Genomic DNA, 12,526 nt, shown 5'->3' with positions numbered 1-12,526 from the left:
TCTACTATCAAGACAGTATAACGTCTTTCCTAACATAATTTCAAACTTTGAGTGCAAGGTTTACTTCTAATTAAGAATCACTTCTAATTAGAAAACCTTTTAAACTACAGGTTCATTATAATATTGGGAGAGAAAAAAGATGAGTCAAAACAAAAATAATCCAAGTCAAATCGAAATTAAACCTGTTGGAGTAGAAATATTAGAAAAATCTGGTTTAGATGTTAAAAAACTAATAGACAAACTGGTAAAGGCGACAGCTGCTGAGTTTACTACCTATTACTACTACACAATACTTAGGATGCACTTGACTGGTCTAGAGGGCGAGGGATTGAAGGAAATTGCAGAAGATGCCAGGCTTGAGGACAGATTACACTTCGAGTTAATGACGCAGAGGATATATGAGCTTGGAGGATCATTACCCAGGGATATAAGGGAAGTTGCTGATATATCCGCTTGTGCCGATGCGTACTTACCTCAAAACTGGAAAGACCCCAAGGAGATATTAAAAGTTCTACTTGAAGCTGAGCAGTGTGCAATTAGGACCTGGAAAGAAGTGTGTGATTTAACCTACGGCAAAGATCCAAGGACTTATGACTTGGCACAGAGGATTCTACAGGAAGAGATTGAACACGAAGCTTGGTTCATAGAGCTACTGTACGCCAGACCATCAGGTCACTTCAGGAGATCCTTCCCAGGTGAAGGTCCACTATCTAAGAAGTCCATAGAGTAAAAAAGAAAAGTATTTTTACTTCTTTTTACTCTTATAATTAGATATATCTTTTATCATTTTTTATAATTACAAAATATTGGAAAGGGGTTAACTGATGAGCAGGAGAGAAATGATGCAACTATTCGGACCAGCATGGATAGCACTCTTAGCTGACGCTGACGCAGCTAGTATCATAGGGGGATTTATAACGGGTCAACAATATGGTCTAGGGCTGACATGGTTCGTATTATTATTAGCATTACCCTTATTCGTTGTTCAGGAGTCTGCAGGAAAGATATCTGCAGTTACTGGAAAAGGTTTAGGAGAGATAATCAAGACTTATTACTCAAGAAAACTTGCAATAGTCGCAACCCTTCCCATATTCTCCATTGATGTCTTCACTTATATAAGCGAATACGTTGGAATAGCAATAGGTAGTTACTTAATCGGTATACCACCTACACTTGGTCTCTTATCATTCTTCCTATTTCACCTCTTGGTGATATTAACAAGAAAATATGAGAAGACAGAGAGGGCATTAATCATAGTCTCATTCATCTTAGTGTTGTCCTCTATTATCGTAAGCATACCTAAAGCTTCTAATTTAGATCTATCACCTTACTTCTCTACATCAAATGACTTCCTTACCTATCTTGCAATAAATATAGGTGCAGTTGTCACACCTCCATGTATGCTGATCTACCAAGCCTCTGCAACCTCTGTTAAGTACAATAAACTAGATATTTCGACCGAAGACAAGCTATCCTGGGTCACTAAAGAGACAATACTAGGTGCACTAACTACGGAATTAATAATAGTTTTCGCAGAGGTTGTAGGGACAGGTCTGGGGAAAGTTGCCCCAACAAACACAATTCAACTTTCCTCAGTTTTGAGCTCGTTCTCAAGCATCTTGCCATTTGTATTTGGAGTTTTAATAATGAGTGCAGGCTTTTTAGCACTTGTCGTTGTGTCATTAAGTAGTGCCTGGGGAGTTCTTGAAGCCTTAGGAAGGGGTAGCAGTAAAGATAACAAGTATAACATGAGGGACGTGTTAACAATTTACGGGTTAGAGTCTTTACCAGCTTTACTTATTGTTTACCTATCAAGCCAAAATTATGCAGAAATACTACAGTTTGCCACCACACTCTTAGCCTTAGCCCCTATTGTGTTCACCTTTACCGCGTCTCTCCTAGGGATGATAATTTCTAGCAGAAGAATTATGGGTAATTATGCATACCCAAAGTTTAGGGTATTTATATACTTCCTCACTGTATCATTGATATTCATAGGAGGGGTCATTGGAGTCCTGAGCATAATTGGATACTGAGAGGAATTAATCTCTCCTTCTGAACGCGAAGAACAGTGAAATCAAAGTTAATACCCCACCAACGATTTCCTCTAAACTAGGTACTTGGGAAAATAATACGAAGGCTAACAGTGTTGCTACGACAGGCTCAATCAGTTCTGCCGACGTTACTAAGCTTATTGGAACCTTATTCGCAGAATAAATGACTGATCCATGACCTATAATTGTAGGTATAAATACGAGCCCCAGAATAGCCATGAGGGTTTCAAGGTTAAAATTTCCCATCGAGAAAAACGGTAAGACAGGTATCATAAACGCTGATGAAATAATATAGATTCTTGGGGTCACTGTGAAGAAGTCGTACTGAATCTTTGACAGGAAGTAGGTATATAAGGCAAATGATAGAGCTGAAATAATAGCCATGAGATTCCCTACTATACTGCCGAAAGGGGAATTTAGGTTCATAATTACTATACCCAGGATAGCTACTATCACAAACAAATCCACTCTCCTCTTAAAGATCATAGCGAATATGGGACTGGTGGAGACGAGAATAGTTGAGGCTGCAATGGCGGTTAGGAAAACACTGAAGACAAAGAGTACCATATGAAGGGATAAGAATAGTGATGGCAAAACCAGTTTTCTCAGGCTGATGAAATTGGGGTTGTTATGACTATTTTTGTTATTCGCCTCCTTTCTGATCACCCTACCTATCAGGAGTAATACTAATCCCGCAAAGAGAAATCTAAATAATGTAATGTATGGTGGAGTTATACTACAAAACTTCACAAAGATTGCCGCTGTCCCAAAGGCGACCCCACCAAAAAACAGAAGTGCTCTCTCCCTCATGCCTAACAGTTTTATACATTTACAGTTTTAATTCTTATTATATGACAATCAGAAATAGATCTGAGGTATTCAAAATAGCTTTCTCAGCCTTCTTTGCTGATTTAGGATATCAATCAACTGTGGCATCTTTCCCGATAGTCTTTGTACTCATATTTGGAGCCCCCTTCTATATGTACGGTATAGGTGAGGCTCTAAACTACGGTTTAGGAACGTTAATGTCTTATATTGGGGGAATAGCTGGAGATAGGTACGGAAGGAAGAGGACTGCAGTCCTGGGAAATTCCCTTATCATCTTAGTCTCCTTTATGGGTTTTGCAAGAGATTACATTCAAGCTCTGTTACTTTTCATGTTAGGATGGTGGTTCAGAAATTTTAGATCTCCTCCAAGAAGGGCTATGATGGCTGAGGTAACAAATCCTGATGAGAGAGCAGAGGCTTTTGGAATTCTTCATTCAATAGACATAGCTGGAGCGTTACTATCAATTACCATACTTACACTAGTGCTATATTTCCGCTTATCCTTACTATCATATCTTCCCTTCACTGTTCTTCCCCTAATAATCTCTACAATACTGCTATCTATTGTGAAAGCTGGTCATCGTCAAAATAATAATTCAGGTAAAACCAAGGTCACAGTAACAAACAAGAGAGTCTTTTGGGGTATTATTATTTCCACTTTCTTCTTTGGATATAGCCAATACAGTTTCGGTTTCCCTATATTGACGACTACTGAGATTACAGGGCAGGAGTATTTGGGAACAATCTCTTACGGCATATTTCTAGCAGGTTCATCTTTGTTTGGATACTTATTTGGTATATCAAAATTTAGGGAACTCAGAGCCCTAGCCTTTCTGGGATATTTACTTTCAGCTCTTGTCTCCTTAGGTTTTGCATTTATCTCAGGTTATGGTATAACATCACTTTACACACTGTCATTTCTAATGGGGATAGCTGTAGCTTCTGCAGAAACCTTTGAACCAACAGTAATATCGAAACTGACAAATGAATATGCTTATGGTTCAGCAATGGGGTATTTATCTGCAGGAAGGAGTATAGGAATATTCCTGGGTAATACCATAATGGGATTTCTTTATCAATTAAGCTATAGTTATGCATATGTGTTTGCCTTTTTCACATCACTCATAGCATTCCTAATAATATTGGTTGTTAGCGAGAGGTAGAAAGTGAGTAGTATGTGTACATGCGTTGACCTTATCTGAAACTAACCACAAATTACAACTAATGAGAGCCTCGGAGGGCTGAGATGGAAAAGAAAATATTTTTAATATGACTATCTCTATCATTTTTCTCACAGCGAGCAGTGGAGTTAATAAGAAGGGAAGGAACGGAATTAGGACTACACTCACCCTTATGATTCCCCCTATCCCTCACCTGGTCTCTATTTTCCAAGTGTGAAAAAGGGTTGAGGCATGTTCTTGAGTAGTTGAGGGAGAACAAGTCGAAAAAAGACATAGTAAAATTGGTTCATAATGCAAATTATGAAGTGTTAAAGCAAAGTTTGATCTTCACCTATAGCTTAAGATTATTAAAGATATGCTATTGTGAAGTACAAGGGTTTGCTTAAAAATCCAAAGAGTGTTAATGCCCTCATTATTCCCCTACTCATTATCCCAAATGTGAAAATGAGATGATTGAGATTTCACATAGGTATTTTTCTTGCTCAGGTTGTGGTTATGAGATAGGGATGTTATTGCTGTAGTTAATCTTTATGGGAGGGGTTTTCTGAGCTTCTGGATTACCCATCTAATTTGAAATCACAATCGATGAGGGGAACCCTCTTGGCATGGAGGAAGTCAGTAAAAACGTGAATTATATAAAAAGTTTTATATGAAGATATTTGAATATGAAAGGTACAAATACACTTTGTTTAAAATGGATAATTTAATTCAGCTATTCATCTGAAATATAGTTACTTAATCTTCTGACTTCCTCCCCGCCCTAAAGGGCGAGGCTTTCGTCATTTTGTAAAAAAGATTTATTTACAAGGGATGCAAAAGCTTATCACCTAATTTTAAATCATTAGATGTTGAAGAATCATAGTTTTATCACCAGGTAATTTATTCCTAGGTATATTACAAAGAACAAGGGCAAGAAGACCTCATCGATATCAACTAGTGCTTCTGCAACGAAAAGGGTAGCAAGCCCAAATAGTAAAGCTGATAACACGAATTTTAAATGTGGAACGCGTATCCTCATGATTTGAGACCTAAGTGCAATTGTTAAGGCAATTACAATTATCACAGCTATTCCAGTCCCTAACAAAGCTGAGGAAAAGCTTTGAGGGATTAGGGCTAATATTACAAGTCCTGCCTCCAGGGCTTCGGTGGATGAAACAACAAAGACAGTCATTATTCCCTCTTCTTTTTCCTCATGTTTCTTCTTAGAGCCCTTAAAACTCCTTCTTGCGCTACGTAATAGCTTATAACCGAAGTAAGCTAAAATAACAGCAGCTACTAGTAACACGTAATTTATGGGAAGTAGAACTATATACTGACCTAGGGTGAAAACAGGGACTAAAACTATAAGTATTCCAGCAATGGCGTATAGGAATGGCTTACTGTTCTTGTATATCCCTTGAAATATGACAGCTACTGCACTTGCCTCAGACAGTTCTAAAATGCTTATACCAAGAGAAGCCAAAAGAACTGAAAAATCCATGATTAAATTTTAACTGCTGTTTAATAATAAGTCTATCGAAACTTTATATTTAATTGAAAGGATCTAGTATAATGTTTGGTTTTTGTTTCTTGCCCCACCAGGTAATGCTAACGTAAATTTCCATTGAGAGAACACACATAGTCTAAAATTTTCAGCATAAAATAACGCTGTCCTCTAGTGAGTAGAATACTTGATCGGTGAAAGTTAAGGATATGGTTATACTTGTTATCGTCAGATTTTCTCCTTGTCGAAATCAATTTCTCCTCTTCCAACTCCTTAATTTTTAATACATTATAATTAATTATGTTAGGTATGAAACCTTTAGGATTTATTGGAAATGGATTAACATCTGCCCTTGTTGACAATGGATCCATTGTGTGGCTCACATTCCCTAGATTTGATTCACCGTCAGTATTTGGAAAATTGTTAGACGATAATGCTGGAGAGTTCTCTATTAGACCCGTAGAGGATGAATTCAAAGTTTCTCAAAGTTATCTTGTGCCTAATGTTCTTTCGACTACATTCAAGAATAGTAATGGCAAGGCTGAAATCGTAGATCTGATGCCAATAGGGGAAAAGGCTATTATCAGAAAAGTAAGAACCGAAATCCCCCTCACTTTTAAAGTAATTCCCATGTTTAATTACGGACTGTATAGACCGATTATAAGACGGAAAGACGACGGTATACAGTTTCTTAATCCCGTTTCTAGAGAGTGCCTATCACTCTTAAGTGATGCACCTGCTGAGGACATTAAACCACCTGGGACAACACTATACCTAGTTTACAGTTCTGACTGTGCGTATGGTCCCTTAGATAAGGGAAAACAACTGGAAATCGATCTGGAGAATTCCTTTAACCTCACCATCGATTACTGGAAAGATAAAATAAGATCAAATGATGAGGTGTGGAAAACAAGTGTAGGAGTTCTCTTAGGCTTAATTTACTCCCCTTCAGGCTCAAGTATAGCTGCTGCTACTACATCATTACCTGAAGCTGTTGGTGATAGTAGAAATTGGGATTACAGATTTATATGGGTCAGAGACTCTTCCATGATATCTGAAGCCCTACTATATTCAGGCTATGTTGTAGAGGCAAGGAGGATACTGAACTTCATGCTTGCTTTAGTTAATTTCACCGCAAAACCATTACTACATCCATTATATACAGTAGATGGCTCTGATCCTCCCCCAGAAATTGAAATACCATGGCTCTCAGGATACATGAACTCAAGACCGGTCAGAGTAGGTAATGCGGCTGCATCACAGATACAACTGGACATTGAGGGATTCCTTATAGATGCCATCTATAAATACTATAAGTACACTGGTGATAAAGTGTTCGTTGAGGAGAATTTGGATAAAATAAAGTATATCGGAGACTGGGTTTCCAAGAACTGGATGCTAAAGGATGCTGGAATGTGGGAGGACAGAGGAGACCCCAAACATTACACTCACTCTAAAGTCATGATGTGGGTCACGTTAGACAGAATAGAGAAAATTATGAATGTGAAGATTCATGAAAAGGATGAAATAAAGGAATGGATCATGAGAAATTGCATTAAGGACGGAAGCTTTGTGAGAAGTTCAGACTCGAATGACGTGGACGCAAACTTGTTAACCCTACCATTGTACGATTTCATAGATGTTAAAGACCCAATATTCCTTAGAACGCTGAAGAGAATTGAAGATGAGTTGTATGTTGACGGTTTCGTAAAGAGGTATTCTCAGGACTTTATGGGGGAAGCTAAGCACCCATTTGCACTTGCGACAATTTGGCTGGCTAGAGTGTATATAAGACTTGGAAGGAAGGAGAGAGCAATGGAGTTATTGAACAAGGTGTTGAAACCGTCTGGGACGTTGTACCTAATTGGTGAACATATTGATGTAAAGAATATGGAGTATACTGGTAATTACCCTCAGGCTTTTGTACACGCTCAGTTGTTACTAGCTCTGAAGGAGGTAAAAGGTCTAAGTACATGATATTGCAGACTCTGGCTTAACCCATAAAATATTAGCTTACAAAATGAGGAAAGCGTTGCCATTTATGGCGGGGGAGGAAGTCAGAAGATAAGACCTCATTACACTCAAGGGAGATTGGGGGTGAAAAACCAAGAAGAACAGCCATGTGTTAAATAATCAGTATTTTTTCCTCTTGAAAAAGACGCAGAGTATTTAAGATTTAAAATCCTTTTCCTTTTTATTCGGAAAAGCATAAATTTCTGCTTTACCCATATAACTCATGAAAAGAGTTCTGAGAATCCCTAGGTTCATGAAAGAAGGGAAGACAAAAACTCTGGAATTATTTGTCGATTCGCCTACAACAAATGATAAGGGGTTTCCTCAAGAGGCTAAGTTCCTTATAGTAATCGATGATGGAAATAACAGGGTCGCTTTTCAGTTAAATCAGTCAGAAGCAGCCTTACTTTACCATAGGCTAAACTATGTCTTGAACGAGACCTCAAAGGAGTACATACAGTTAGAGGAGAAGAATAGGAAGACATACGAAGGAAAGAAGACTAAGCCCTCAGGACCTCAGGAGAGTGAGGATGACGCATTCTTAGATAAAGAGGAGTGAAACAAGTTCTGAACCACCATAATAAGATCATGCTTTATTCCTTAGATCACGAGTATTTTACGTTAGAGGGCAAATGGAAAACGACACCCATTTTAATTTTTATGCTAAGTCGTGTTAATCTATTAATATGAGCTCCGAAAGCAGGTATCAAAAAGGTCTTGAGTTAAGGAAACAGGTTGTTGGAGAGAAGTACGTCAACAGAGCACTATCTACAGCAACTGATTTCACTAAACCCTTGCAAGACCTTATTACTGAGCATGTTTGGGGAAATATATGGTCTAGACCCGTACTGGATAGGAAAACAAGAAGTTTAATAACTGTAGCCATGCTAATAGCACTGAATAGACCAAATGAACTGAGAATACATATTAAGGGTGCTCTTAGGAATGGGTGTTCTAAAGAGGAGATCAGGGAACTACTAATCCATTCTACAGTGTACTGTGGTTTTCCTGCTGCAGTGGACGCATTTAAGATCGCCGAGGAAGTAACAGAAGAGTGGGAGAAAGGAAATAGGGACTAGAACTTGTCGTACTTAAAGTGGGAAATTGGTCTTACATATATTTTTTATTTCTTTTTGGATACTCTGTCCCAAATCGAGTATTATTCTGAAATACGAAAAGGATCAATTATAAATGACGCGTAAACTGACTTTCCTCACCATAAATGGCAAGGGTTTCCTCATTTCGTTATTGTTCTAAGGTCATTAGTCTACGAATCCAGATCTGGTGAGAAGTTCCTTTGTACTCATAGCAATTACGTACCTTGATGCCTTATCTCTCAACACCTTATCATCCGTTACTAATATGAGGTTCCTATTGATGGCGACTAGTAAATAGGAGGCATCATAGATAGTCAAGTCCTCCTTTAATGCTAAATCAAATACTTCCTCTTCTGATCCATTGATGGAATTTACGGGTATTATGTTCATCACCTTTATTATTGCTCCTATGTATTTTGCTGCTAAATCCCTACTAATTACTTTTAGTTTCCGATATTCCTTCCATACGGCACTCATGGACTCATATAGCGCTAAGTTTAATGTCTCTCCATTAGCTAATGGGGAAACGATGCCCCTTTTTATAAGGTTTATGATTGAACTTGCGTCAAACAGGTACTCGGTCAACGACTTTCCCTATCTTCACGTATCAGTCTTGCAACCTCCTCATCTGATATATGTGATTTCTCTTTTAAGTCCTTGAGTCCCTTTTCTAACTCTTGAATTGCTCTCCTCCTTACTTCCTCCTCTAATGCCTTCCTGATTACTGGACCAGGTTTTATACCATATTTGTCCATCAACTCCTTTAACTCACGAGGGACTTTAGCAGATACAGTAACATATCCACTGGTATCCATAAAATAATTTATATGAGTAGACTTATATAAGGTTTACCTAATATAAGGGATTAATTACATTAAAGTTGATTGTGTTTTTTATGACTGCAATATACCATAAATTCCCTCATATTTTCACGTCCTTAATTCATTATCCCACTCATTTATTGTAGAGCAATACAGTGTTCACATAATCTCGTTCATACAAACCTGATGTGTTTATCACAACCAGTAGGTCTAGGGTTTATTTTACTCTCATCAGTTGTTACGAAGTTACTGAAGAAAAAGGATTTGAGAGAAAGTCATAAAAAAGTAGAGAATAACCCTCTGATGTTTCATAAATTTTTAAGCAAAGCAGAGGAGACCGTGGTGGAAACTAGTTATTTACACGAATTGATGGAAAATCTAATTCTCACGAGTTTAAGGTCTGTATATTTTTCACATTAGTTATTTTTAACAGATTAATGGAGAAGAAGTCTCTGCTCTCCTATATATTTTTGAATATATTTTTTATTTCTCCCAATATTTGTATTTTAGTCCCGCTTTATTTTACAATTCAGACGTGTTTTTATTGATTATACTTTTTTGATGGTATTATCATTAGAAATGAACATTTTTTAATATGACCGATGAGAAAATGAAAAATTCTTAAGTAACGGCCCAATATAGCCGAGGTATTACTATATAGTTTACAACAATTTATATTTACTATATGGGAAAAGTTTATTTTTAATACTATTTATATATAATCGACTAAAATGTCATTTAACGGAATAGGATTTTATACCAATAAACCAGGAGAGATTCCAGTTGAAGTAATAGCTGCTTACTTTATTATAGCTTTGGTTGTAGTCTTCATTTTTGGTAAAAGAACAGGTGGATTAAAAGCATTCAAAACTATTGACTGGGTATACATTGGAATAGGAGCAGCAGCTGCTTACATTTGGCAATTCATTATAGGTGCGGTAGCAGGAGGAGCAATACCATCAGGACTTACAAATTTCATTCAAATACCGTTTTGGGGAAGGATATTCATAATATTTATCGTAGCGGGATTAGTTAGAAAAGTTGGCGTAGGAATGATATCCCTATTTTTATTTGACCTTCTATCTAGCCTCTTCCATTACGGATTCAGTGGAGAACCTATGTTCTTCATTTATGAAGCTTTAACATATGGTCTATTTATTGACCTCATGATAGCTTTCACAGGAGGAAAGATATTTGGATTAGGATTAACCAAAGGTCCGACATACGTAAATGCTATATCAGCATTAGAAGGAGCAATACTTGGGGTTTTGTGGTCTATACCTGACCCTATATTCTTCTATGGCTTCTTCGACCCATTTATTTATGGGGCTATAGTAAATTGGTCGAGGATTCTCTTTATCTTAGTAGCTTCTATACCCGGAGATGTAATTGTTGGAATATTGGCTGGACTATCAGCAAATAGAGTAGGCAAGGCTGTACAGGTGTAAATTAATGTACGCAGTAGAGATAAAGGGATTACAATTTTTTTACTTGGGATATTCAACACCAGCTATAACAGTTGATGAACTCTTCATCGAGAAGGGAGAGTCGGTACTCATTACAGGTAGATCAGGATCAGGTAAGTCCACACTAGTTAGTTGCATTAATGGAATTATTCCCCATATGACAAGTGGAGATCTAAAAGGTGAAGTTTACGTACTAGGGAAGAGTGTAAAGGATACGCCTTTGTCTAAGCTGTCCACAGTTGTAGGCACAGTCTTACAAGACCCTGAAAGCCAAGTTGTGAATTACACTGTGGAGGAAGAAGTTGCCTTTGGACCGGAGAACCTGAATTTTCCTCCAGAACAGATTGTGGAGAGAGTAAAGGAGTCCATGGAGATAGCTGGGATATCACACTTATGGGGAAGGGAGACTACAACGCTATCGGGAGGAGAGCTACAGAGGACAGTATTAGCTTCTGTCCTCACCATGAGACCAGAGGTGCTAATATTAGATGAGCCAACTTCAAATATAGATCCGGAAGGAACTGATCAAATTTTCTCTACACTGAAAGACCTCAGGGGGCAAAAGACACTCATCATAGTAGAACATAAGGTGGAGAGGGTACTACCATTTGTGGACAGAGTTATTCTCGTGGATAAGGGTAAGGTTTCACTTGACCTTGAAAAGGATGAAATATTGGAGGGAGCTGAGACCTTACATTCAGCTGGAGTCGAAGTACCTGAGTATTTCATTTATGCAAAAAAGTTCGGAGTCAAGTCACCGGATCTAGATACAGTGAAGAAATTGATAGCACAAAATAATGTTAAATTGGAACACCCTAAGAGGAGGACTCCTGAGAACAAGATACTAGCTGCAAACCTGAAGATTAATGTTAAGGAAAAACAGATAGTAGATTTTTCTCTGGATTTATGGGAGGGAGAACTAATTGCCATAATGGGGAAAAATGGTGCAGGGAAGACAACTGCGCTGAAAGCGTTAGCTGGAATTCTAGATGCGTCTGAATACACTATAACGGGATCAATAAAATATCAAGGGGAGGAACTAATCAATAAACCCGTCTGGTATAGAGGTAAATACATGATTTATATGCCACAGTCCTTTGACCTTATGTTAGTCACAAACCAAGTGAGAAAGGAAATTGAGTATAGTTTGAAGAAGAGAAAAGTAAAGAACTACAGGGAGATAAGTGAGAAGTACATGAGAGAGTTTGGGTTATTCGATTATAGGGATAGGGATCCCACGTTACTAAGTATGGGTGAGAGGAGAAGGGTAGCTATGGCATCAGTTTTAGCTTCAGGCGTAAAAATTATGTTAATGGATGAACCAACCTCAGGTCAGGACTACTCAAATAAGATGAACCTAGGTAAAGAATTACGCCAACTTACCGACAAAGGCTACACTGTTCTGGTGGTTACACATGATTCAAAATTTGTCTATGATTTTGCCGACAGGTTAATAGTAATAAGTGATGGGAAGAAAGTTCTCGAAGGTAGACCAGAGGAAGTTTTTATAAGTTCCTCTAGATATGGAATAAACCCACCTTCAGACTTCCTTCTCAGGTGGTAGAAAGATGGTGATCTATCTA

General features: G+C 37.9%; 13 protein-coding genes. 9 read left to right on the top strand and 4 right to left on the bottom strand.

The window, feature by feature from the left end; genetic code table 11:
• Window positions 1-139 precede the first annotated feature (139 nt).
• Entirely contained in the window at window positions 140-730 is a 591-nt protein-coding gene (locus SUSAZ_08730) for a DNA polymerase (GenBank protein ID AHC52007.1), read from the top strand.
• A 94-nt stretch (window positions 731-824) separates the two neighbouring features.
• On the top strand, window positions 825-2,036 hold the full coding sequence (locus SUSAZ_08725; protein AHC52006.1) for an NRAMP family Mn2+/Fe2+ transporter: 1,212 nt from the start codon (window positions 825-827) through the stop codon (window positions 2,034-2,036).
• A gap of 6 nt (window positions 2,037-2,042) precedes the next feature.
• Here SUSAZ_08725 and SUSAZ_08720 read toward each other — a convergent pair whose 3' ends face one another.
• The gene (locus SUSAZ_08720) at window positions 2,043-2,864 is read right to left on the bottom strand and encodes a hypothetical protein (protein AHC52005.1); all 822 of its coding nucleotides are present in this window, start codon (window positions 2,862-2,864) and stop codon (window positions 2,043-2,045) included.
• 41 nt (window positions 2,865-2,905) lie between these two features.
• Between SUSAZ_08720 and SUSAZ_08715 the strand changes: the two genes are divergently transcribed.
• The gene (locus SUSAZ_08715; GenBank protein AHC52004.1) at window positions 2,906-4,045 is read left to right on the top strand and encodes an MFS transporter; all 1,140 of its coding nucleotides are present in this window, start codon (window positions 2,906-2,908) and stop codon (window positions 4,043-4,045) included.
• An 874-nt stretch (window positions 4,046-4,919) separates the two neighbouring features.
• Here the strand turns inward: SUSAZ_08715 and SUSAZ_08710 are convergent.
• Window positions 4,920-5,543 (bottom strand): membrane protein, encoded by a 624-nt coding sequence (locus SUSAZ_08710; GenBank protein AHC52003.1) that lies wholly within the window; start codon window positions 5,541-5,543, stop codon window positions 4,920-4,922.
• 312 nt (window positions 5,544-5,855) lie between these two features.
• On the opposite strand from SUSAZ_08710, the gene SUSAZ_08705 reads away from it, so the two are divergent.
• From SUSAZ_08705 to SUSAZ_08695, 3 genes are all read left to right on the top strand, one after another.
• Window positions 5,856-7,523: a glycoside hydrolase gene (locus SUSAZ_08705; protein ID AHC52002.1), complete on the top strand. Its 1,668-nt coding sequence runs from the start codon at window positions 5,856-5,858 to the stop codon at window positions 7,521-7,523.
• 259 nt (window positions 7,524-7,782) lie between these two features.
• Entirely contained in the window at window positions 7,783-8,118 is a 336-nt protein-coding gene (locus SUSAZ_08700) for a hypothetical protein (protein AHC52001.1), read from the top strand.
• A gap of 127 nt (window positions 8,119-8,245) precedes the next feature.
• On the top strand, window positions 8,246-8,638 hold the full coding sequence (locus SUSAZ_08695; protein AHC52000.1) for a 4-carboxymuconolactone decarboxylase: 393 nt from the start codon (window positions 8,246-8,248) through the stop codon (window positions 8,636-8,638).
• A 183-nt stretch (window positions 8,639-8,821) separates the two neighbouring features.
• Here the strand turns inward: SUSAZ_08695 and SUSAZ_08690 are convergent, their stop codons facing one another.
• Together SUSAZ_08690 and SUSAZ_08685 are read right to left on the bottom strand one after the other, a co-directional pair.
• Entirely contained in the window at window positions 8,822-9,229 is a 408-nt protein-coding gene (locus tag SUSAZ_08690) for a DNA-binding protein (GenBank protein ID AHC51999.1), read from the bottom strand.
• A gap of 8 nt (window positions 9,230-9,237) precedes the next feature.
• The gene (locus tag SUSAZ_08685) at window positions 9,238-9,471 is read right to left on the bottom strand and encodes a hypothetical protein (protein ID AHC51998.1); all 234 of its coding nucleotides are present in this window, start codon (window positions 9,469-9,471) and stop codon (window positions 9,238-9,240) included.
• Window positions 9,472-9,663: 192 nt separating this feature from the next.
• Here SUSAZ_08685 and SUSAZ_08680 point away from each other — a divergent pair, with 192 nt between their 5' ends.
• The 3 genes from SUSAZ_08680 to SUSAZ_08670 all read left to right on the top strand — a co-directional run bounded on the left by SUSAZ_08680 (window position 9,664) and on the right by SUSAZ_08670 (window position 12,507).
• Window positions 9,664-9,897 carry a hypothetical protein gene (locus SUSAZ_08680; GenBank protein AHC52579.1) on the top strand — a complete coding sequence of 78 codons (234 nt, stop codon included), beginning with the start codon at window positions 9,664-9,666 and terminating at the stop codon, window positions 9,895-9,897.
• A 311-nt stretch (window positions 9,898-10,208) separates the two neighbouring features.
• Window positions 10,209-10,925: a hypothetical protein gene (locus tag SUSAZ_08675; GenBank protein ID AHC51997.1), complete on the top strand. Its 717-nt coding sequence runs from the start codon at window positions 10,209-10,211 to the stop codon at window positions 10,923-10,925.
• A 4-nt stretch (window positions 10,926-10,929) separates the two neighbouring features.
• Window positions 10,930-12,507, top strand: coding sequence for a cobalt ABC transporter ATP-binding protein (locus SUSAZ_08670; protein ID AHC51996.1), 1,578 nt, complete (start codon window positions 10,930-10,932; stop codon window positions 12,505-12,507).
• Window positions 12,508-12,526 lie beyond the last annotated feature (19 nt).

Origin of the sequence: Sulfolobus acidocaldarius SUSAZ (assembly GCA_000508305.1) — an archaeon.
Lineage (GTDB): Archaea > Thermoproteota > Thermoprotei_A > Sulfolobales > Sulfolobaceae > Sulfolobus > Sulfolobus acidocaldarius_A.
Note: the sequence above shows the minus strand (reverse complement) of the source record. Positions and strands in the feature narration are given on the sequence as shown.